The 21,969-nt window shown below is 58.7% G+C and carries 17 protein-coding genes; 8 read left to right on the top strand and 9 right to left on the bottom strand.

All coding sequences use genetic code 11. The features are described 5' to 3' along the window. Positions 1-75 precede the first annotated feature (75 nt). A complete protein-coding gene (locus GOB94_RS12940; protein ID WP_182276307.1) occupies positions 76-1,512 on the bottom strand; it encodes a hypothetical protein in 1,437 nt (478 codons plus the stop codon). Between the two features lie 662 nt (positions 1,513-2,174). On the opposite strand from GOB94_RS12940, the gene GOB94_RS12935 reads away from it, so the two are divergent. Then, positions 2,175-4,358 (top strand): YjbH domain-containing protein, encoded by a 2,184-nt coding sequence (locus GOB94_RS12935; protein WP_182276306.1) that lies wholly within the window; start codon positions 2,175-2,177, stop codon positions 4,356-4,358. A gap of 153 nt (positions 4,359-4,511) precedes the next feature. Here GOB94_RS12935 and pyrB read toward each other — a convergent pair whose 3' ends face one another. The 7 genes from pyrB to GOB94_RS12900 are packed head-to-tail and all read right to left on the bottom strand — an operon-like array spanning position 4,512 to position 11,301. Beyond that, entirely contained in the window at positions 4,512-5,438 is a 927-nt protein-coding gene (pyrB, locus tag GOB94_RS12930) for an aspartate carbamoyltransferase (protein WP_182276305.1), read from the bottom strand. 2 nt (positions 5,439-5,440) lie between these two features. Next, positions 5,441-6,679, bottom strand: a complete 1,239-nt coding sequence (locus tag GOB94_RS12925; protein WP_182276304.1) for an amidohydrolase family protein — start codon at positions 6,677-6,679, stop codon at positions 5,441-5,443. Further along, on the bottom strand, positions 6,666-7,487 hold the full coding sequence (pyrF, locus tag GOB94_RS12920; RefSeq protein ID WP_182276303.1) for an orotidine-5'-phosphate decarboxylase: 822 nt from the start codon (positions 7,485-7,487) through the stop codon (positions 6,666-6,668). The genes GOB94_RS12925 and pyrF overlap by 14 nt, the downstream gene beginning before the upstream one ends. Before the next feature lie 3 nt (positions 7,488-7,490). Next, positions 7,491-8,135: an orotate phosphoribosyltransferase gene (gene pyrE / locus GOB94_RS12915; protein ID WP_182276302.1), complete on the bottom strand. Its 645-nt coding sequence runs from the start codon at positions 8,133-8,135 to the stop codon at positions 7,491-7,493. After that, entirely contained in the window at positions 8,125-9,192 is a 1,068-nt protein-coding gene (locus GOB94_RS12910) for a dihydroorotate oxidase (protein ID WP_182276301.1), read from the bottom strand. Before GOB94_RS12910 ends, pyrE begins: the two co-directional genes overlap by 11 nt. 52 nt (positions 9,193-9,244) lie before the next feature. Next, positions 9,245-9,889, bottom strand: a complete 645-nt coding sequence (locus GOB94_RS12905) for a response regulator transcription factor (RefSeq protein WP_182276300.1) — start codon at positions 9,887-9,889, stop codon at positions 9,245-9,247. 32 nt (positions 9,890-9,921) lie between these two features. Continuing rightward, positions 9,922-11,301 carry an ATP-binding protein gene (locus tag GOB94_RS12900; RefSeq protein WP_182276299.1) on the bottom strand — a complete coding sequence of 460 codons (1,380 nt, stop codon included), beginning with the start codon at positions 11,299-11,301 and terminating at the stop codon, positions 9,922-9,924. A 427-nt stretch (positions 11,302-11,728) separates the two neighbouring features. Between GOB94_RS12900 and GOB94_RS12895 the strand changes: the two genes are divergently transcribed. The 6 genes from GOB94_RS12895 to galE all read left to right on the top strand — a co-directional run bounded on the left by GOB94_RS12895 (position 11,729) and on the right by galE (position 20,535). Beyond that, positions 11,729-12,706, top strand: coding sequence for an efflux RND transporter periplasmic adaptor subunit (locus GOB94_RS12895; protein ID WP_255483944.1), 978 nt, complete (start codon positions 11,729-11,731; stop codon positions 12,704-12,706). After that, positions 12,703-15,903: an efflux RND transporter permease subunit gene (locus GOB94_RS12890; protein WP_182276297.1), complete on the top strand. Its 3,201-nt coding sequence runs from the start codon at positions 12,703-12,705 to the stop codon at positions 15,901-15,903. Before GOB94_RS12895 ends, GOB94_RS12890 begins: the two co-directional genes overlap by 4 nt. An 11-nt stretch (positions 15,904-15,914) precedes the next feature. Beyond that, complete coding sequence (locus GOB94_RS12885; protein WP_182276296.1) at positions 15,915-17,273, top strand: TolC family protein; 1,359 nt, start codon at positions 15,915-15,917, stop codon at positions 17,271-17,273. Between the two features lie 62 nt (positions 17,274-17,335). Further along, positions 17,336-18,514 carry a galactokinase gene (gene galK / locus GOB94_RS12880; protein ID WP_182276295.1) on the top strand — a complete coding sequence of 393 codons (1,179 nt, stop codon included), beginning with the start codon at positions 17,336-17,338 and terminating at the stop codon, positions 18,512-18,514. Beyond that, positions 18,511-19,557: a UDP-glucose--hexose-1-phosphate uridylyltransferase gene (locus GOB94_RS12875; RefSeq protein ID WP_220464925.1), complete on the top strand. Its 1,047-nt coding sequence runs from the start codon at positions 18,511-18,513 to the stop codon at positions 19,555-19,557. Before galK ends, GOB94_RS12875 begins: the two co-directional genes overlap by 4 nt. Before the next feature lie 3 nt (positions 19,558-19,560). Then, entirely contained in the window at positions 19,561-20,535 is a 975-nt protein-coding gene (gene galE, locus GOB94_RS12870; RefSeq protein ID WP_182276294.1) for a UDP-glucose 4-epimerase GalE, read from the top strand. Between the two features lie 395 nt (positions 20,536-20,930). On the opposite strand, the gene GOB94_RS12865 is transcribed toward galE, so the two are convergent. Continuing rightward, positions 20,931-21,422: a DUF2165 domain-containing protein gene (locus GOB94_RS12865; protein ID WP_182276293.1), complete on the bottom strand. Its 492-nt coding sequence runs from the start codon at positions 21,420-21,422 to the stop codon at positions 20,931-20,933. Between the two features lie 83 nt (positions 21,423-21,505). Between GOB94_RS12865 and GOB94_RS12860 the strand changes: the two genes are divergently transcribed. After that, complete coding sequence (locus tag GOB94_RS12860) at positions 21,506-21,967, top strand: RidA family protein (RefSeq protein WP_182276292.1); 462 nt, start codon at positions 21,506-21,508, stop codon at positions 21,965-21,967. The last annotated feature ends 2 nt before the right edge of the window (positions 21,968-21,969 follow it).

Genomic DNA, 21,969 nt, shown 5'->3' with positions numbered 1-21,969 from the left:
GCTGCCGTTGCTCCAAATGACTCAGTGGCGTCCTGCCCAATGGTAGGTTATAAATTCCCATTTCTGCGGAACAGGCTAAAACAGGCTGAGGCTACTGCCGCCGGTGCTGCCGGTTGCAGCTGGCAAGGTAAAGATCTTTGTATTGTCAACCAGCAGGCCTAATGACGTGGAACCTGCCAAGACACCACCATTGCTGCTTGATTTGAGAATTGTAACGGTGAAATTGCCAGATTGCAGGCTGCTGCAGGTGAAAGTAACCACGTTGGAGGCATATGAGGATGGAGTGCACCCTGGCTGGGAGAACTGGTAATTTGCAGGGTTCAATACGGAGTGGGCATAGTTCGAGCCGCCAGAAGCCGTTGCAATCATATCGTCACTGAAAGTGATCGTGAAGCTAGATACGTTCCATTGGTTGCCGCTTGCTGCGACCACCAGTTGGTAACCAATCACTGTCGGGTTGTTGACGATGGGAATAGGCGGCGGTGAATAGGATGACGGAGTAGAGGTAACCGTGACGCTGCCCGCAGTCGAAGAAACTACCGAAGTAATGGTGCTGTTAACGATTTGCGTGTTGCTTCCTGAAGACATCACAGTCAATTCAGTCACGGCACTGCTTGTACTTGCAGGCACTCCTGTAGTTTGTACGTTACTCGCCGTTACGCCCTGTAGATTGGTATCTCCCGTTGCATTGCCAACCACATTAGCCGCAGTGGCGACAGAGTTGTTGGCAATCGTCGCGGCAAGCGTGCTGGGATTTTGCAGAGTAATGTTGGTGTTATTGGTTGCTATCGTAGCAATGGCGGTAGACAGAGAAGTCTGCATGTTGGTCGCCAAAGTCGCAGTATTCGACAGAGATGTCGATGGAAGGGTAGCGAATTGAATGGCCATTTGGCTGTACAGGGCCAAGTTGATGTTGTTGATCTGCTGCGCGGTCAGCGTAGCACTGCTGCTGCTTGCAGTGCTCTGAATCGTCGCATCAAAAGAGGTAACGGCTGTCGTGATCGAAGTGAGTAGCACCATCGCGGCCGGAGTCAGACCTCCCGTGGCGGTGAGGTCGCTGTCAAATGTTGTTCCAGCAGGAAGGAGCGCGTTGATGGTGCTCGCTAGATTGCCACTTGTATCCAACGCAACCAATGTCGTGAGCGGGGAGACCGTCTGTGCACCACCAGGGGAAAGCAGGGTGTCGGCTGTCTTACCCGTGATGGTGTCAGTACCACCTTGTGACACGATCACATACTTGTAAGTCGGTGTTGCCTTGATGGTAAATGCGCCAGTGGAATCTGTCGTGGTCTGGGTGCTCAACTCAGCAGAGTCAATGACAAAGCGAGTACCCGATGCGAGGCTGTCAGCCCAAACAGTAGAACCGCTGACCGCCCCCTGAACAACCTTGCCGGCCAGCCCTGTCGAGGGGGGGGTAGATGGCGGGGATGACGGTAACGAGGTGCTCCCGCAGCCCACTAAGGTAGCAATCAGCAGAGGAGAGAGAGAGAGAGCCTTCTTGTGGATTTGCACAGTGAATCCTCCTTTGAGTTGCGCGCGGACACCGAAGAGCATCAAGCCTCAGGTGAACAGGACCGGCGGAAAATCCAACTGCAGAATATAAGCTTGGTTTGAAAGTCAATGTTGGTAGACAGCGCCTCGGGTGCTCCCCGCAACTTCACGATTGCGAATGTCCCCTCTAGAGTACGATGCTTTACCTGCGATCACCATACCATATCTGCCGTTTACCGGCACCATATCAGTGCACTGTGACGCCATAGTGTTCCAATAGGCGCCACGACCTACGCCTCTGAACCAGCCGAGCAACTGAGGCTTTCATCACAGATAGATGAAGCTACCCAATAAAATGAATAACGCTGCCCAAAATGGCCTCGGACGCCCGGTTTCCTTCGGAGCCCACTTCCCTCTATCGGCTTCGCTCAGAATGCGTTTTCGTGCTCATATGGATTGGCAAATTTTGAGGCAAATTCATTGTGCTAGACTGATTCCGCTCCTGACATAAAACATCTGGCAGACCGCGCCGAACTTGGGGGAGTATTTCTGCCCATTATCCACTCAATCAGCTCTCCTGGGGGATTTTGCACGGGATTCGTAGTCCCGGAATTCGAAAACTGGGTAAGTAACGATGAGAGCCACTGGAGATGTATCTACCACCTCATGAGGTGCAATTTGCCATGAAACTAAGAGCTCAGGCCATTCTGGTACTGCTCTGCCTCACTATTGGCCGTGGCTTGTATGCACAAGCCAATCAGGATTCGGCTCTTTCCCTGCAGGGATTCTCCGGTATTCTCAATACCCCCAATGCCCATGTTCAACAGGAGGGGACCTTCGACCTCCTCTACAGCAACCAGGAGGACAAATTTCCGAAAGTCGGGGTCCCCAAATGGGAGGACAACTATCTTTTCTCGGTCGGGCTGTTCAACTTTGCCGAGGTTGGCGGTAGCCTGACCAATGCCGCCTTCGTCCCGCCGGCATCGGCCATCCGGCATCTGTCCATGAATTGGAAGTTGTCCACCGACCCGCTGACCTCCCGCTTCCGCTTTTCCCCGGCCCTCGCAGTGGGAATGCAGGATGTGGGAGGGCAGACTCATTTCATCGAGACGAAGTATGTAGCTGGTTCGGTTGATCCTCTTGGCTGGTTGCGGGTGTCTGCAGGCTATGGCCTCGGACCGGACCGGATGAAAGGGGCGTTCGGCGGCATGGAACTCAGGGCATATGACTGGGTGACCCTGTTGGGGGACTATGATACCCGCAACACGAATGCGGGGGTGCGTCTGATCGCTCCGGCACTTCCCTATATCCCGGCCCGGTTGACGGTCACCTTCTCCACACCGGTTCAGCATACGCAAGGGCTGGTAATAAGCGGCGGTTTGAACATCCCGCTTGACTTCAAACGATCGACCCGTCACGGTGACGCGTCGACGATGGCTTCCGGAAAACCACCGGTGCAAAGAACTCTCTGGGGTGCGCTCACCGCCAGAAAAGTGCAGCCACCGGCTCCAATGCCAAGCTCTCAGAGCAACGATGCGGAACCGGTGCCAGTGATGGTGCCGCTTGACAGCCTGGTCAAGGCCGGCACCGTGATGCCGGTTCCGAAACCAATCTCCCCGAGCAACAATGTAGAACCGGGATCGCTGGAGGCGCTGCGGGACCGTCTGGTCAAGGCTGGCTTTGTCAATGTGCGGGTGGGATTACAGGGGAAGACGCTTGTGGTGGAGTATGAGAACATCCGCTACAACCACAGCGAACTTGATGCAATCGGGGTAGTTGCCGGGATTGTCAGCCAGACTGCCGTAAACGACGCCGAACAACTCCGGCTGGTGATAAGGCGCAAAGGGCTGGCGCTTCTGCAGATCGAAACCCAGCTTCTGCCGCTGCGCAACTGGCTGGAGGCGAGCGAGCCGACCAATGCACCGACTCTCATTGTGTCTCAGAAACTGACGAGCGAAGATGGGGTCAACTTCGTCGCTGGAAATGATAACCCGGGACGTCTCAAGCCCTCGGTGATGGTGTATCCGTCTTTGACGACCTTGGTCGGGACCGAATATGGAGTTTTCGACTACCAACTCTCCATCCGACCGGAATTGCAGTTGCCGCTCTGGCGGGGGGCGACTGGTGTGGCCCGTTGGGACCTCCCGGTAGCATGGAGTGGCAACCTCGACAGCGGACAGGTCTATGCGTCTTACCACACCCCAGCACAGCTTGATCGTCTGATGTTCTTTCAGGCGCTGCCACTGGCTCCGGGGCTGGTGGCCAACCTGGGCGGAGGCAAGATTCTAACCACCACCAATGGCATGCTCAATGAGCTGAGCTGGACCCTTGGGGGCGGTATGAACCGCGTCAAAGTACTCCAATCATGGGGGCGTGACAGTGGTGCTACTCGCAGTGTGCTGCTCGGTTCCTACCGGTTTTTCCTCGCACATCACGATCTGGCCTTTGAGGGAACAGCGGGACGTTTCTGGGGACAGGATACCGGCTCGATGGTAAGCATGCAGCGGTTCTTCGGGGATACGTCGGTGTCACTGTATTTCAAGGATACGGTAACGCCGAATGATTCAAAACGCTGGTTGCAGGCAGGTATTCAGTTGGAGTTCCCGCTAACGCCACGCCGGGATATGAAGGCACGGCCGATACAGATACGTGGCAACGAGGACTGGAGCTATGCTCAAGAGACGGGTATCGCTTCTTCTTCAGCTCAAAGCGCCAACTACATCGAGCCAAATCTCGCGACCGTACCAGAGCCGACCCAGGCCCTCTCCCTGTACTTCTATGACCGGGAGCGTCTCAACGCAGACTACATCCTCTCCCACACGGAGCGGATCAGGGAGGCGTGGCGGTTCTTTCGCAATCGACTGTAATGACGTTATTGGGAATTGCCCTGCCCCAAGCCCGGGCGCACCATCAGTCTTACCAATCCACTAAAATAGAAGTAGGAGCCAATCTCATGCACAGGTGGTATCCACCGCTAAGCCTATATTCAAGCGGATTTTAGCCCTAAAGCGGGGGAGGGGCTAAGCCAGCAGCGTCTTCAACAGCGCCATCCGGATGTACAGACCATTCTTCGCCTGCCGGAAGTACGCCGCCCTCGCATTCGCATCCACCTCCGGCGAGATCTCATTCACCCGCGGCAGCGCATGCATAATGATCGCCTCCGGCTTCAACCGGTCAGCCATCCGAGCATCCAGGATGTAGCTGTCCTTCACCGCGTCATACTCCTCCACGGTGGCAAACCGCTCCTTCTGCACCCGCGTGATGTACAAAACATCCGCCTGCTCGATCAGACCATCCAGCTTCTCACTCTCATGGAAGGCCACATGCTTCTCCAGCAGATACTCGCGGTGCTTCAGCGGCAGCCGCAGTTGCCATGGAGAAACCAGGTCAACCTGCACATCCTTGTACAACGCCAGCAGCGGCAGCAGCGAGTGGATCGTCCGCCCATTCAGCAGGTCGCCCACCAGCACCACCCGCAGCCCGCTCAACCGCCCCAGCTCCTTGCGGATCGTATACACATCCGTCAGCGCCTGCGTCGGATGCTCACCCACGCCATCGCCGGCATTGATCACCGGCACCGGCGAGATCCGCGCCGCAGCCTCAGCAGTCCCCTGCTCGTAGTGCCGAATCGCAATCGCATCCGCATAGCCGCTCACGATCCGGATCGTGTCTTCGATCGTCTCGCCCTTGGTCGCCGAGCTGCTCTCGCGCATGTTCTCCGCCGTCAGCACGCCGCCGCCCAGCTTCTGCATCGCAGCCTCAAAGCTGAACCGCGTCCGCGTACTCGGCTCATAGAACAACGTCGCCAGGATGCGCCCACGCAGCGGGTCCGTCAGCGCACGGAACACATCGTCCCGCTCCATCTGGTTGGCAACATCGAACAATCCGTTCAGATACTCCGGATCGTCGAACTGCCGCGCGCTGATCACATGTCGTAGCTTCTCCATACTCAGCTCTGGTACACCTTTCCATGAACAACCGTCGCCTTCACCCGGCCCGGAAACGTGAACCCCTCAAACGGCGACCACGCACACTTCGTCCGCATCTCTTCGCGCCGCACCATCCACGGCGAGTTCAGATCCAGCACCGTCAACGACCCCACAAATCCCGGGGCCACCACCCCATAACCCTCACCAAAACTCTGTGGCAGAAACTCCTTCACAAACCGTCCCGGATTGTACGCACACACCCGCGCAATCTCCTGCGCCGTAAACCGATGCTCACGCATCAACCACGTAGCAAACGCACCGTAAGTATCCAGCAGCGGAACGCCGCTCACACCATGAGCCTTCTCTTCCAGCGTATGCGGAGCATGATCGGTCGCAACGTAATCCAGCAGTCCACTCCGTAGAGCTTCAATCAGCGCCAGCCGGTCGGCACTCCCGCGCAACGGAGGATTCATCTGCAACGCCATCCGGTTCTCATCCGTCAGCATCGTCTCATCAAAGAACAGGTGATGCGGCGTCACCTCAGCCGTCACGCGCACGCCTTTGGCTTTCGCTGCCGCAATCTTCGGCAGCCCGCCTTCAGTCGAGTAGTGACACAACTTCCCTTGCAGTTCGTACCTCTCGATCAGGTACAGCGCAAACTCGGTCGCCGTAATCTCCGCTCGCGCCGGCCTTCGTGCCTCATGCGTCGCTGCGCCCTTGCTCTCCTGCAGAATCACAGGGTCTTCACAGTGAAAGCTCACATTGCGTCCGCGATACTTCGCAATCACGCCTTCAAGCTGCTCTTGCGAGGCAAAGAACAGATCACCCACCGAAGGCCCCATAAACGCCTTGTACGGTACATGCCGATGCAGCGGCTCGGTCTCCGGCCCAATGCCCGCATACAGCGTCACATGCACCACAGACTTCGCCGTCAGCCTCTCCTTCTCCGCATACCGAGCATCGTCCACCGGAGCCACTGGATTGTTCGGCATGTCCGCCACATGCACCACGCCGCCATGGAGAGCAGCATCCGACGCCGTCACAAAATCTTCCTTGTACATCTGCGTCCCGCTGGCATCTTCACGGGCATGAATGTGGATGTCCCCAAACCCAGGAAAGATCACCGCATCGCCAACGTCAAGATCGCTCTTCCCAGTCTTAGGCCCCACCGAAATAATTAATCCTGAATCGGTATCAATCTCGATCGCACCTTCAAACACCCGGTCATGATTGGCGATCGTGCCCTCAACGCGCAGCATGAACAGTCTCCCGCGCAACGTTGATCTCATCCCGCAACAGCCGCGCAGCCGCAGCCGGATCATCGGCAAACAGTATCCCGCGCGAGCTGCTGATCAACAGTCCTTTGCCCTTCGCATCCAGCCCGGCAGTAACCACCGCAGCGACATCGCCACCCTGCGCACCCACACCCGGCACAAGAAACGGCATCCTCGGCGCAACCTCACGAATCCTGCGCATCTCGCTCGGATACGTCGCACCAACTACCAACATGCAGTTGCCATTCGCATTCCACTCTGCGCTCACACGCGCAGCAACGCGTTCCCACAGCGGCTTGCCCTCACAGACCAGGTCCTGAAACTCACCCGCACCCGTATTCGACGTGCGACACAGAATGATAGAGGCTTTGTCTTTCCGTTCGAGAAATGGCGCCAGCGCCTCACGTCCCAGATACGGATGCAGCGTCACCGCATCGAAACCCATCGCATCAAAGATCGACGTCACATACCCGCGATTGGTATTGCCAATGTCCGCGCGCTTCGCATCGCAAACGGTCACGATCTCAGGATGCTCATTGCGCAGATATTCTGCTGTGCGCGCCAGCTCCTCAAACCCTAACGCTCCGCGTGCCTCAAAGAACGCCATATTCGGCTTATACGCAACTGCATACGAATGAGTCTGCTCGATAATCCAGCGGCAGAACGCAAACAACGGCAGCGCGTCACCCAGAAATCGTTCAGGAATCCGCTCGATCTCAGGATCGAGGCCAACACAAACTAGCGAGGTCACAGCCTCAGCTCGCCTCTCGAACTTGGAGATCACGTCACTCATGCTCTATTCGAACCCCTGCCGTTTCGCCCATCCATGCGGCTCGCGAAGCCAGTCCCGAACCACCGCAACGCCGGCAGCATCCACAACTCCACGCTCTTCCGCAACTGAGAGCACCGCATCAAAATCCGTCGCCGCGTGCAACCGAACCCCAGCCCTCGCAAACGCCTCAACAGCTTCCGCAAACCCGTAGCTGATGATCGCCATGCAATCCTCAACGACCGCGCCTTCCCCGCGCAGCGCCTCAATCGCAGCAAGACTGCTCATGCCGGTCGTCACTAGGTCCTCAACCAGCACCACCCGCAGACCCTTCACATCGCCGCCTTCTACGCGCTTCTTTGTGCCGTGCCCCTTGGCTTCCTTGCGAATAAACACGGAAGGCTTCTGCATATGGAAACCCAGTGCAGCGCTATGCGGAATCCCCGCGGCCTCAACCCCGCCGACAACATCCACCGCGATCTTGTCCTCAGCAATCATTGCCTCAAAACCACGAATGACCTTGCTCCACTGCGCCGGATGGAACGGGAAACGGCGATTGTCGCAGTACACAGGCGACTGAATCCCCGACTTGAACGTAATCGGGTCCTTTGGCCGAAAGCCCACACCGCCAATCTCCACCAGCGCCTCAGCAACCTCGCGCTTACAACTCATGGGCCTGCTCCTTGATCTGTTGTGCCAGGCGCGGGTTCCACATCGCTCCAGTCGCAGACATCACAACATCCGCACCAGCCCGCCGATAGCTGTCAAACGCCGCGGCATCTCCCACGCCACCGACACCCACAATCTCGTACTTCAACCCCAGCGACTCACGCAGCCGCGCCAGCCGTTGCACCATCGCGAGCCCCGCCCACTGGATCGCCGCTCCACAAACACCGCTGTTCAACCGCCCTTCGCCGGGCAGCGCCTGCTGTCCATGCGCATCCACAATCGTCGCCGACACCGTATTGATCGCACAGAGGCCATCCACAACGCTACCTACTTCACGCAGGAACTCTGTCAGCCGTTCGTCGTCTCCAAAGTAGGCCATCTTCGCTAACAGTGGAGTCTCGCCCAGCTCATTCTTGATCGCTTCCACCACGGCTCTCGCGCGCGGAATATCGAAGCACAGCAGGTTCGCCGGCCCCTCATTCGGACAGCTCAGGTTCACCTCAACGATCTTCACGCCGGTCTGCTTCACCAGCCGCGCACCAGTCACAAAGTCTGCAATATACGCTTCGACGCTGCCATTCTCGGACTTCGTCCCTTGAAAGCTTCCAATCACCACCTGCCCCGGCCCGGCATGCCGCACAGCATCCGCCATATCAGGCTGCCAGAACTCAGGATCATACGAGGGCACCCCAAACGAATTCGTAATAGAGAGTGGTTCGCCATAGTCCTCACTGGCCACAAGCGTGCGCCCCGTATCGAGGTTCCCATCCACCTTCACCGCGAGCACATTCGGCCACGGATGACATGGATATCTGCTCGTCCGAACAGTCTTGTAGACCGGCAGATCGAAACCCTTATCCAGCGCGGCCTTCACAAACTTCCCATTCAGCAGTGGACCCGCAGGAATACCGAAAGGAGTCGCCACCGGCAACCCAAGAAAGCTGTGGCTTATCTCATCTGGGGGAGGAATGCGTCGTGTGTCGGCAAAGAGGCCGAACGGGCCGTGCTCGAAGTTGTCCTGATACGACCGCGCCGGGTCGTAAAACGGCTCAGAGAGCATTCGCGAGAGCACCTGTTCTTACTACTATATCGCAGTTTTCCGGAGGAAAACTTCACTCCCGCCGCGCGCCTCTCGATTCGATCGCATAGCGCACAAGCTGCGAGCGGCTCCGCACACCGGTCTTCTCAAACAACCTTTGCAGTACCGCCTTCACCGCACTCTCGCTCAGCCCGATCTGGGCTCCGATCTCCTTATTGGTCTTCCCTTCCAGCACCGCCTGCAGCACACGCGATTCACGTTCATTGAAGTCCCCTCGTTCCTCAGAGTCCGACTTTTGCCCCACCTGCTCGGACAGCAGCGCCAGAGACGCGCGCGACGAAATCCACTGTTCGCCTCGCATCGTCTTCTGAATCGCGAGCAATAGCTCTCCTGTAGGTTCCGTCTTCAGAAAAACGCCAACGCCCAGTTGTTTGATTGCCTGCCGTAAAAGAGTGGTATCCATACCCGCAGTCACCATCAGAATGCCCGCATCCGGTGACACCGCGCGAATCTGACGCGCAAGATCGAGCCCACTCGAACCATTCCTCTCCGGCGGTCCAAGGTCATAGTCGAGAAGCGCCACATCAAACCTGAGCCCGCGGCGCAAGGCTTGAAGAACATTCTCCGATGACGAATAGTCGCCCACCACGTGGATGCCCGTCTCTCCGTCGAGAAGCCGTCGAAGGCTCTCGCGAAAAAGCATGTGGTCATCGACCAACAGAAGTCTTATGGACTGCGATGGCGCTGGAATCATACATTGACCTTAGCGATCTCGAGCTGCACCAGAAATACTGCTCCAGGGCCGCTCGCGTCGTAGTGGAGTTCACCGTGATAGCCACGCATCATCGCTCGCGAAAGATACAAGCCCAGCCCTGAGACAGTAGAACCCGCGCCAAATGGGCTAAACAGATGCTTCGGTTGTTTTACCCCTGGCCCATTGTCGCAAACACGCACAACGAGCATATCTCGGGTAACACAAGTTTCAACAGACAGCCACGGGTCCTGCACCTCGCTAAGAGCGGTTTCGGAATTCCTAAGCAGATTCAGGAACACCTGCAGGAGGCTCTGCGAGTCTGCCCATACCTCCGGCAGATCGGATTGCACCTGCCAATCCAGATGAATATTGAGCTCGCGAAGAGACGACGCGAAGATAATTCGCAGCTCCCGCAGAAAAGCTCCAAGATTCAAACGTGTCTGGTGCCGCTTCACCATCGATAGCTCGATGGATGCAATGCGCTCCAGGGCGCGGACCAATTGACTCAGGGCTTCAAAGTCTTCCTGCCCATGCCCGTGGGGCTCCAGCGCACGCAGATTTTGCTGAACAACGGATATAGCGGCGCAGATGTTCCGGATCTCATGCGACATCGCTCCTATTGCGAGCTTTGACCCAACCAGAACCTGCTGCAGGCTGGCCTCTTCGCGCTCTCTGACGTCCGTCGAGGAGTCGACGATCATAGCGGTCAACCGGCCGCCGCTCGAAGTGCCGTAGGACGACATCCACACATCTGCGAGAAACGGCTCCTGGTCGGTCCGCACTCCTTGGCACTGCATCATCGTTCTAAGATGCTCCCAGCCGCTGCCCCCGATACGCACTCTCGCAAGTGATGGCAGAAAAGCATCGAGTTGCTGACCTTTCACGCTTTGCCCCGATGCCGTCATCTCGCCCGCAAACAACCGTTCAGCCGCATCATTGGCTTGCAGGATGAGGCCCGCCTCATCTGCCGTAACAATCGCTATGGATGAGTTTGTCACCACCAGCCGAAGTTGCTCCTCCACTCTGCGCCGCGCCTCAATCTCCACCTCCAGATCAAGGGTTTGCAGGCGCTCAGATTGCCGTCGCGACAGCACTTCATACACGTAAAGGCCAGCAGCCGTGTAGGCAAAGAAATAAAGCGAATCGCGAGGAACTCCCTGTCGCACGCTCCATGGATAGCTGTCCGCGTACTCCGCAATGCAGGCACAGATAATCCCTAACAGGGGTATCTGCCAGCGGCGAAGCGCTGTAGAAATCAACGTTACAGGCAGGAGATAGAGCAATCCCAGCGGTATGGCGTCGCTCAGAGAGCGGTCTGCATAGGCGATAAGGACAATCCCCGCCATCCCCAGCGCTATTCGTGAAGTACGACTCATGATATGCAGTGCGAATCTGTATAAAGTTTCAAAACTTGTCCAGTCTTTACGCTTTATTAGCGTCTCATATCGGAAGATAGAGCCACGCTAGTCATAAGATTACCGCATCGCATACCGCGTCAAGGCTGCGCTGCGCTACCCTCAAATTATTAGTGGATACGAACTTTCATCCCAACAAGTGGCTCAAACAATTTCGTTTTCTAATGCAAACAAAATGACGCCTAGTCAACGCCCCAGTCGGAACACTCCCTGCTTTCGCGGCGCCACCCTCTGCTGCGTGGCGACAACCAGCATCTTGCTATCGTTAGGCCTCACTGCATGCAAAGGTAAAGCACCTGGCCCGGATGCCGAGGGTCCCGCGAGCCCACAGGTGGTTGAGACTGGCGGAAGCAACTCGGTCACGGTCAAGAACCCTGGGCGCTTTGCCTTGGTCACGCCCACAAGCCAGCCGATCGTCCGCACCATTGACGTAACAGGAACGGTAAATCCCGATGTCTCCCGCGAGATTCCGGTCTTGTCGCTTGCCAACGGGCGCGTCGTCGGTCTCCACGTCGGCCTCGGAGATAACGTCCGCAAGGGCCAGCTTGTGATGGAGGTCCAAAGCCCGGATGTGACAACCGCCTTCGACGCGTATCTCAAGGCCGTGAACGACGAGCATTTGACCAGCGTCACTCTCGACCGCGATAAGCTGCTCTACGACAAAGGCGCGATCCCGAAGTCCCAAATGGAAGCCGCTCAGGACAGTGAGGATGACGCTCGCGCCGACCTTACGGCGGCACAACAACAGCTTAGAATCTACGGCGTTGACAAGGCACACCCGGGTGACACGGTTAAGGTGTACGCTCCCGCTTCCGGCGTCATCATCGGCCAAAACGTCACCAACGCAGGCGCGGCGGGCATAACGTACGCTGGATCGACCGGTTCGCTCACGATCGCCGATCTCTCACATGTATGGATCATTGTGGACGTCTACGAGAATGACCTGCGTGACGTCCACCTGGGTCAGCACGCAGATATTCATCTCACCGCTTACCCCGGCAAGACCTTCTCCGGCACTATCTCCGATATTGGTGCTCAACTTGACCCCAACCTTCGCACAGCAAAGGTGAGGATTCAGGTGTCGAACCCAAATGGCGAACTTCGTCTTGGCATGTTCGCAACTGGCACGCTCATGGCCTCCAAGCCGGAGCAGGCGACTGTTATACCGGCAAGCGCAATTCTCCAACTGCATGATCGCAGCTACGTTTTCATGCCGACAGCCATCAGTGGCACGTTCAAACGCGTGCAGATACAAACTGGCAGACCCCTGAGCAATAACCTTGTGGAGGTGACATCGGGCCTGACCGTTGGGCAGCAGGTAGTATCAAACGCTCTCGACCTGCAGAACACGGCGGACCAGGAATGATCCGGAAGATCGTCGATTTTTCGCTCAACAATCGCTTCATCATCCTGCTTGGCGCGTTAATGCTCTTCGTCTGGGGGGCCATATCCTTCCACAATCTTCCCGTCGAAGCCTATCCCGACGTCGCGAACAACTACGTCAGCATCATCACTCAGTGGCCCGGCCGCTCCGCCGAAGATGTGGAGCAACAGGTCACCGTGCCAATGGAAATCGCAATGGCGGGCATCCCGCACATGAGCCATCTGCGCTCCACCACGCTCGCCGGCCTCTCCAGCGTCACCATGATCTTCGACGACGACAGTGTCGACGACTGGAACCGCGAAAAAGTCCTTGAGCGCCTCAGCCAGGTCTCTCTGCCCGCGGGCCTGCAGCCGCAGATCGGCACAGACTGGAGCCCCGTCGGCCAGATCTATTGGTACACATTAAAGAGTACCAATCCCGAATACGACACCATGGCCCTCAAGAGCATTGAGGACTGGCAGCTCGAAAAGGCCTTCCGCAGTGTCCCCGGCGTCGTCGACGTCTCCAGCTTCGGCGGCATCACGCGCGAGTATCAGGTCATCGTCGACCCCAATAAGCTGATCTCCTACGGCCTCACCCTTCAGCAGGTGCAACAACAACTCGCCGCCAACAACGTCAACGCCGGCGGCAGCTTCATCGAGCAGGGCCAGCAGCAGATCAACGTGCAGGAAATCGGACTCTTCACCAATGTCCACGATATTGAACAGACCGTCCTCAAAGCCTCCAACGGTACCGCGCTGCGCGTCAGCGACATCGCCACCGTGCAGCAAGGACCCAAAATCCGCCTCGGCCAGATCGGCAAAACCTGCAAGCCAGCGGACAGCACGTGCGGAGATCGCGTCTCAGATTCGAAGCCAATCCTTCACGACGACGGCAAGCTCGTCGACGATGACGATGTTGTCGAAGGCGTTCTCCTGCTGCAGAAGGGCGACAACTCGGATGCAGTCCTCGATGGCATCCACGCCAAGGTCAAGGAGCTCAACGAACACTTCCTGCCCAAGGGCGTCACGATCGTGCCGTTCCTCGACCGCAGCGACCTCCTGAAGCTCACCACCCACACGGTGCTCGAGAACCTCACCATCGGCATCGTGCTCGTTGCTATTATTCTGTTCGCATTCCTGGGTAACGCCCGCGGCGCTCTCATCGTCGCCATTACCATTCCCTTCTCACTCCTCTTCGCCTCCATCTGTCTCGACCTTCGCCATATCCCGGCGAATCTACTCTCCCTGGGCGCGTTGGACTTCGGCATGGTCGTAGACGGCGCTGTCGTAATGGTCGAGAACATCGTTCGCCACCTAAGCCACAAGCGTGAGCTCGAACGGACGGTCCTGGAGCAGATTCGCGAGTCCGCGCACGAAGTGCAACGCCCCGTCTTCTACGCCATCGCGATTATCATCACGACTTATCTCCCCATCTTCACACTACAGTCCGTCGAAGGCCGCCTCTTCAAGCCCATGGCCTGGACCGTAGCGTTCGCCCTGCTGGGCGCGCTCATCTTCTCCATGCTCGTAGCACCCGTCCTCGCGAGCTTCCTCTTTGCAAAGGGAACTTCCGAGTGGGAAAACCCCGTGCTGCACTGGATCACCACGCGATACCGGAGCGCCGCTCTCTGGGCGATCGACCACAAATTCGTCCCCATCGGTATCGCAGTTTTCTTGCTTGCACTGGCAGCTTACCTCGCATTCGGCGGCGCCATTGGCTCTGAGTTCCTCCCACACCTCGACGAGGGCGCAATCTGGGTACGAGGCTCTCTGGCCCCCAGCGAAGGCCCCACGGCAAGCCTCGCCATCGCCAACAAGACACGCATTACCCTGGCAAGCTTCCCCGAAGTCACTCAGGTCGTCAGCCAGATAGGGCGGCCCGACGACGGCACCGATACCACCGGCTTCTTCAACACAGAGTACTTCGTCGATCTGAAACCCAAAAAAGAGTGGCGCCCCGTCTTTCACGAGAACAAAGATGAGCTGATCGCAGCCATGGACCGCGAACTCGAAAAGACACCAGGCGTGGTCTGGAATTTTTCGCAGCCTATCTCTGACAACGTCGAGGAGGCTGTCAGCGGCGTCAAAGGCGAACTGGCCGTCAAACTTTATGGTTCGGACCTCAAGGTCCTTGAGGCAAAGGGCGATCAAATCGTTCAAGTGATGAGCGGCATACGCGGCATCGCTGATCTTGGTCTCTTCCATATCATCGGCCAACCTAATCTCGATTTTGTTGTAGACCGCGAAGCGGCAGCGCGCTACGGCATCAACGTCGCCGACATCCAGAATGCGATTGAAGGTGCCGTTGGAGGCACCATCAGCGGCGCTCCCGTAACTCAAGTCCTCGATGGCGAGGCACGCTATGACGTCATGGTGCGCTACAACCCGAAGTACCGCACCACGCCCGAAGAGATCGGCAATATCCGCCTGCTAGCACCATCCGGCGAGCGTGTATCTCTCGCACAGCTTACCCACGTCAAAGTCACTGATGGCGCCGAAGAAATCTACCGTGAAGGCAGCAGCCGTTACATCGCAATCAAGTACAGCGTCCGCGATCGCGACCTCGGCAGCACCGTCGAAGAGGCCATCGCCAAAGTGAACAAGGACGTGTCTCTGCCCACGGGTTATCATCTTGATTGGGCCGGAGAGTACGAAAGCCAGAAACGAAGCTCACGCCGCCTGATGCTGGTGCTTCCAATCACCATCCTCATCATCTTTCTTATCCTTTATGCCATGTTCAGTTCCTTCAAGTGGGCTGTGCTGATCTTGTGCAACGTCATCATCGCGCCGATCGGCGGTCTGTTGGCCTTACTCTTCTCCGGAACTCACTTCAGTGTCTCTTCAGGCGTCGGCTTCCTCGCCCTCTTCGGTGTGTCCGTGCAAACCGGCATCATCATGCTCGAATACATCAATCAGATGCGCGTAAACGGTCACTCCGTCAGGGACGCCGCCGTTGAAGGCGCCGTTCTCAGACTTCGCCCCATCATGATGACGATGCTCGTCGCAACACTCGGGCTCTTGCCCGCGGCTACCTCTCACGGCATCGGTTCAGATTCGCAACGTCCCTTCGCCATCGTCATCGTCGGCGGCCTGATGGGGGCCTTGCTCATAGGAGTCTTCTTGCTTCCTACCCTGTATGTGTGGGCCGCACGCAGCACGGACGTTCTCCCGCAACCCGACGCCGAGTTCGAAAGCTGAGGCCAGGAACCATGACATCCATCATCAACCTCCGCCCCAAACAACTCGCTGGCCTCGCACTTGTGCTCTCGTTCGCCGCCATCGCGCCACTCTCCGCGCAGGTTCAGCCTCAGAGCTCCAGCGATACCACGCAGCAGCCCCCGTTGGGTTACGCCAACTCAATTCACGTACCCGATCCGCGCAAGCCTGTTCCGGCAAAACTCGGGGCCTACACACTCGCACAGGTCATCGACATGGCTCGGACCAAGAACCTGACCCTGCTCGCCGCGCAACGCAATCTGCAGGCCGTGCGCGCCCAGGAGATCCAGGCCGGCGTTCGCCAGAACCCCAACCTGGGAGTAGCCGGAACAGACGTCACCGAACCGGATTCGGCGAACAACCCCTACAACTACTCCGTACAGATCTCCCGCCTCTTTGAGCGCGGCAACAAGCGTGAGTGGCGTCTCGATAGCGCCCGGGCCACCACAGCCCAGACCGAAGCTCAATTGCAGGACACCACGCGCCAGACCATCCTCAGCGTAAAAACTGCCTTCACCCAGATGCTGATGGCAAAGGCCTCCTTACAGCTCGCAACCGACAGCCTCAGCGAATTCCAGCATGAAGTCGACATCTCGCACGACCGCTATCAGGCTGGCGATCTCAGCAAGATCGACTTCGAGCGCCTCGACCTGCAACTCGCCAGCTTCGAGTCCGACGAAGCAACGGGCCTCGTCAACCTGCGCCAGGCAAGCGACCAGCTCCAGACACTCATCGGCATCGACATACCCACAGCCGACTTCGATATCACCGGTGAAGTCGTCCCACCCGTCGTCACACAGACTCAGGCCGAACTCACCCAGGACGCCCTCGACAAGCGGCCCGACTTCGCCGCAGCCAAATTTGCCATATCCGTCGCGGAAGCGAATCAGAAGCTCGCCTACGCCAACGGCACCACTGACCCCACCCTCGAAGCAGAGTACGACCGCGCCGGCACGGAAAACACCGCGGGCTTTTCAGTGAACATCCCGCTCCGCATCTTCGATCACAACCAGGGCAACAAGAAGACCGCCGTGTTTCAGACCGAGGCCTCCAAGTTCACCGCCGCCGCCGCCCACAACCAGGTCATCTCCGACGTCGATCAGGCCTGGGTCAACTACGCCCAGTCCAAGCGCCTCTCCGACCGCTACACGCAACACTATCTCGACGAAACAACGGACGTCCTGAGCATCGCCCAGTTCGCCTTCGAGCACGGCGGCATCGCCCTGATCGACTACCTCGACGCGGTCCGCGACACCCGGACCACCGACGCCGCAGCCATCAGCGCCTATCAGCAGACGTGGCTGGCCATTCACCAGCTCTCAGCCGCTTCGGCGACCGAACTCGTCCCTTAAAACTCCCAGATTGTGGACAGTAGCACCCGCTGCCGTATGATGGATGGAAGACGCTAGAGCTCATGGCCAACATCCACCCATCCGTTTCTGCCCCTCCCAACACTGTGCGTGCAAACGCGTACATTGCGCCCGCCCGCGTCAATCTACTGGGCGAGCACACGGACTACACGGGCGGCCTCGTCCTACCTATGGCGATTCCCTTTTACACCCAGGCCCGGATTACCCCCGCAACCACCGGCGGCTACCGCTTCAGCAGCGAAATATACCCGGCCGCTACCCGCGAAATATCCCTATCCGACCAATCCCCTCGCATCGACGACTGGAGCGACTACCCGGTTGGCGTCCTCCACCAGCTTCAGATGCGAGGCATCCGGCCTTCAGCCTTCGACCTGCACCTTAGCGGCAACGTCCCCTTCGCCGCGGGTCTCAGTTCATCCGCCTCGGTTGAGGTCGCGACCGCCTATGCACTGCTGGCAACCGCAAACGCCTCCTTGCCTCTCGAAGAGGTTTCTGTCCTCTGCCGCGCCGCCGAAAACGAATACGTCGGCTCCCCTTGCGGCATCATGGACCAGTTTGCGATCGCGGCTGCCAAAGCAGGCCATGCCCTGTTGCTCAACACCCGCACTCTCGAGTACGACCATCTCCCCATGAACCAGGGCGATCTCTCCGGCACCTACATCGTCGTCTGTAACTCCATGGTCAAGCACTCAGTAGCTTCCGGAGAGTACGGCGTGCGTCACCGCGAGGTGATGGAAGGCCAGGAGGCGCTCCTCAAGAAATTCCCCACGCTGCGCGACCTCGGCGATGCCACTCTCGGTCAACTCGAAGCAGCTCGTGCCGATATGCCCCCAGAGTCCTTCCTTCGCTGCCGCCACATCATCAGTGACAACCATCGCGTGCTGCAGGCAAGGGAAGCCATGTTCGCCGGTGACCCCCGCGCTCTCGGCGAACTGATGCTTCAGGGCCACTCCAGCGAACGCGACGACTTCGCATGCAGTTGCGAAGAGATCGACTTCCTCGTCGACACCGCCGCAGCGCTCCCCGGCTGCTACGGCTCCCGTCTCACCGGCGGCGGATTTGGCGGATGTACCGTCAACCTCGTAGATCGTGCCCAGAGCGCACCGTTCTCTAAGGCGCTCTCCGACGCGTACAAAAAAGCTTTTTCGATCGACGCCGAGATCTACATCTGCGAGCCAGTCGACGGTGCCGCACTCCGCAACACCGGGGGACTTCACGCATGATGGACAACGCTTTTCTCCAGTCCCCTCATCGCCGCTGGAACGCCCTCAAACGCGAGTGGGTGCTCGTCTCACCGCACCGCACGCAGCGCCCTTGGCAGGGACAGACCGAAGACACAGTCAAACCCGCCGCCCTGGCTTACGACCCAACCTGCTATCTCTGTCCCGGCAACACGCGTGCAGGCGGACATCACACCCCGCAATACACCGGCACCTTCGTCTTCGAAAACGACTTCGCCGCACTCAAACCCGACGTCGTCAGCGCCTCACTCGACACCGATAACGCAGGCCTGCTCAAGGCACAAACCGAACGCGGCATCTGTCGTGTCCTCTGCTTCGATCCCCGCCACGACCTCACCCTCGCCACCATGGAGCTGCCGGCAGTGCGCCGCGTCATCGAGATGTGGGCAGAACAGGCCGCAGAACTCGGTGCCGACCCCGCCATCCGCTACGTCCAGATCTTTGAGAACCGTGGCGCCATGATGGGAGCAAGCAACCCGCACCCGCACGGACAGATCTGGGCAACCGAACACATCCCCAACGAGCCTGCCCTCGAACTCTTGTCTCAACAGGAGTACTTCGCCGCGCACAACAAGCCGCTGCTCGCCGACTACCTCGCGCTCGAACTCAAGCAGGCCGAGCGCATCGTCGTCGAAAACGACACCTGGGTCGCGCTCGTGCCCTTCTGGGCCGTCTGGCCCTTTGAGCTCATGCTGCTGCCAAAGCAGTACGCAGCCTCCGTCGACACCCTCAGCCCCGCCCAGCGCGACGGCCTCGCCGCGATCCTCAAGCAGGTCACTGCCGGCTATAACCGCGTCTTCGATACGCCCTTCCCGTACTCCATGGGCCTCCACTCCGCACCCTGCGACGGAGAACCGCATCCGGAGTGGCTTATGCACCTGCACTTCTACCCACCACTCCTCCGCTCTGCGACGGTCCGCAAATTTATGGTCGGCTTTGAGTTGCTGGGCTCACCCCAACGCGACATCACGCCTGAATCCGCGGCAGCTACACTTCGAACTGCAGTCTCTTCCAGCAAGGAGTAACTCATGAACGTTCTTGTAACCGGAGGCGCCGGCTACGTCGGCGGCACCGTGTCCACCATCCTCATGCAGGCTGGCCACAAGGTCACCATCCTCGACAACCTCTGCCACGCCAAACGCCATGAGGTCCCCGCTGGCGCCGACTTCGTCGAAGCCGACATCGCGGACCGCCCCCGCGTCGAGTCCCTCCTGCGCGACCTCAAGCCCGACGGCGTCCTGCACTTCGCCGCGCTCATCGAAGCTGGCGACTCCATGCGGGTCCCCGAGGTCTACTTCCGCAACAACACCGCCTCCACGCTCGCATTGCTGGAAGCCATGTTAGCCACCGGCACCAACAGGATCGTCTTCTCTTCCACCGCCGCCGTCTACGGCGAGCCCAAGTCCACACCTATCCTCGAAACCGCCGACCTCGCTCCCACCAACCCCTACGGAGAATCCAAGCTCCTCGTCGAGCACATGCTTCGCTGGTTCAACCAGCTCCATGGTCTGCGTTACGCGGCCCTGCGCTATTTCAACGTCGCCGGTGCTCTTCCTCATCGCGGTGAAGCGCACGAGCCCGAGTCCCACATCATCCCGCTCATCCTCGATGTCGCCCTCGGCCGCCGCGAAAAGATCTTCATCTTCGGCGACGACTACGACACGCCCGACGGCACCTGCATCCGCGACTACATCCACGTCGCCGACCTCGCCGACGCCCACATCCTCGCCCTGCGGGCCCTCGAGCACCAGGACAAGATGATCTACAACCTCGGCAACGGCAGCGGCTTCTCCGTCAAGCAGGTTGTCGAATCCGCGCGCCGCGTCACCGGCCACCCCATCCCCGTCGAGATCAAGGACCGCCGCCCCGGCGATCCGGCGCGCCTCGTCGCCAGCTCCGAGCAGGCCAAGCAGAACCTCGGCTGGAACCCGAAGCACCCCGAACTCGACGACATCATCGCCAGCGCCTGGGCCTGGCACCAGCAACTGCACCCCAAAGCATAGGGCATCTCCCTCTCAGGCAGGGTGTTCATTGCACTGGCCATTCCCATCCCGTCTTTAGGCTTGTCATTCCCGAAGGGAATCCGCGTTTCGGAGTCACCACAACACCGCAAGGCCTCACCCCAACCGCCGTCGCGCAACTCTGCTCACTTCGCGTACTTTGCGTGAGCGCCTTTGCCGCAGCGATGCGCCAAAGGCGCGAGCATAACCACTTGACAGCCCGGATACAATAGAACTGAAGCAGAAACCCGGCCAAGGCCGGGTTTTGTCGTCTCACGCTCTTTGTCAATCAGCCCACAAAGTAACCACCAAACTGGTTACGAGCCTAACCTCAATCCGCTCCGGATCTTGCGAGCAAAAGGGGGGAGGGTGCAGCCCCGCAAACTGGAAAAATGCTGCTAGTCCGCCTCACCCAGCAACAGAATCACCAGCACGATGCCTTCGCAGGCAAACATGCGAAACGCCGCATCCTGCCCATTCCACAGCTTCGACTGCCACATCAGAAACCACTCCGCGCCCACCGAAAGGAAGGCCACAAACCACAGCAGCATCCCCGCCGTCAGCGCAGCGATGCCGACTCTCTTCGCCCGTTGAAACTCCACCACCGGCGCACGCAACGCACGCAGTAGCGAGACCGCTCCCCACCAGCACAGCACCGCATTCAGCGTCTCCCACGCGATGATGCTGCAATAAAACGCCAGGTGCACCCAGGGCGCCGACACCGCCCGCCACATCCCATGGTTGCCCGGAAACGTCGAATCCATCATCAGCACATGGCGCACAAACTGATAGTTCGAGTCGAAGTCCGTCGTGTTGTTCAGCACAACCAGCGTAAAGAAGAACGCCATTGCCGCCAGCAGCAGCACCTTGGCGAGCCGCGCCATATTCATGGATTGCTTCCTCCTGAGTGTGACCTCGATGCTACCGCAACGGCTCTGTACCGGAAAGACCGTGCTACAGTATCACCATTCCGATGCCACCGACGAACCCGCGCACAGCACTCGAACACCTTGGCCTTACACTCCCTCCGCCACCCGCACCCGGCGGCAACTACATGTCCGCGAAGACCGCGGGTAACATTGTGTATCTCGCCGGAGTCATCTCGCAGACACCCGACGGCATCATCACCGGCACCCTGGGCCTCGACCGCAACATCGAGGAAGGCTACGCCGCCGCCCGCAGCTGCGCGTTACTCCAGCTCGCCGTCCTTGAATCCCACCTCGGTTCGCTCGAAAAGATCCGCGGCATCATCACCGTCAACGGTTATGTAAACTCGGTGCCTGGATTCGCGGACTCACCTAAAGTAATCAACGGCGCCTCCGACCTCTTCCTCGCGATCTTCGGTGAACCCGGCCGACACGTCCGCGCAGCCATCGGCGTAAGCGGTCTACCGCGCCATGCTCTCGTCGAACTCCAGATGACGGTGGAGATCTGACC

The sequence above is a fragment of the Granulicella sp. 5B5 genome (genome assembly GCF_014083945.1).
GTDB lineage: Bacteria > Acidobacteriota > Terriglobia > Terriglobales > Acidobacteriaceae > Granulicella.
Note: the sequence above shows the minus strand (reverse complement) of the source record. Positions and strands in the feature narration are given on the sequence as shown.

What these genes read in the sequence shown, in the direction of transcription:
- GOB94_RS12935 (WP_182276306.1), top strand. Translation starts at nt 2,175, where the DNA reads ATGAAACTAAGAGCTCAGGCCATTCTGGTACTGCTCTGCCTCACTATT.
- GOB94_RS12860 (WP_182276292.1), top strand. Translation starts at nt 21,506, where the DNA reads ATGCCACCGACGAACCCGCGCACAGCACTCGAACACCTTGGCCTTACA.
- pyrF (WP_182276303.1), bottom strand. Translation starts at nt 7,487, where the DNA reads ATGAGTGACGTGATCTCCAAGTTCGAGAGGCGAGCTGAGGCTGTGACC.
- pyrB (WP_182276305.1), bottom strand. Translation starts at nt 5,438, where the DNA reads ATGGAGAAGCTACGACATGTGATCAGCGCGCGGCAGTTCGACGATCCG.
- GOB94_RS12910 (WP_182276301.1), bottom strand. Translation starts at nt 9,192, where the DNA reads ATGCTCTCTGAGCCGTTTTACGACCCGGCGCGGTCGTATCAGGACAAC.
- pyrE (WP_182276302.1), bottom strand. Translation starts at nt 8,135, where the DNA reads ATGAGTTGTAAGCGCGAGGTTGCTGAGGCGCTGGTGGAGATTGGCGGT.
- GOB94_RS12885 (WP_182276296.1), top strand. Translation starts at nt 15,915, where the DNA reads ATGACATCCATCATCAACCTCCGCCCCAAACAACTCGCTGGCCTCGCA.
- GOB94_RS12900 (WP_182276299.1), bottom strand. Translation starts at nt 11,301, where the DNA reads ATGAGTCGTACTTCACGAATAGCGCTGGGGATGGCGGGGATTGTCCTT.
- GOB94_RS12875 (WP_220464925.1), top strand. Translation starts at nt 18,511, where the DNA reads ATGATGGACAACGCTTTTCTCCAGTCCCCTCATCGCCGCTGGAACGCC.
- GOB94_RS12865 (WP_182276293.1), bottom strand. Translation starts at nt 21,422, where the DNA reads ATGAATATGGCGCGGCTCGCCAAGGTGCTGCTGCTGGCGGCAATGGCG.
- galE (WP_182276294.1), top strand. Translation starts at nt 19,561, where the DNA reads ATGAACGTTCTTGTAACCGGAGGCGCCGGCTACGTCGGCGGCACCGTG.
- galK (WP_182276295.1), top strand. Translation starts at nt 17,336, where the DNA reads ATGGCCAACATCCACCCATCCGTTTCTGCCCCTCCCAACACTGTGCGT.
- GOB94_RS12890 (WP_182276297.1), top strand. Translation starts at nt 12,703, where the DNA reads ATGATCCGGAAGATCGTCGATTTTTCGCTCAACAATCGCTTCATCATC.
- GOB94_RS12925 (WP_182276304.1), bottom strand. Translation starts at nt 6,679, where the DNA reads ATGCTGCGCGTTGAGGGCACGATCGCCAATCATGACCGGGTGTTTGAA.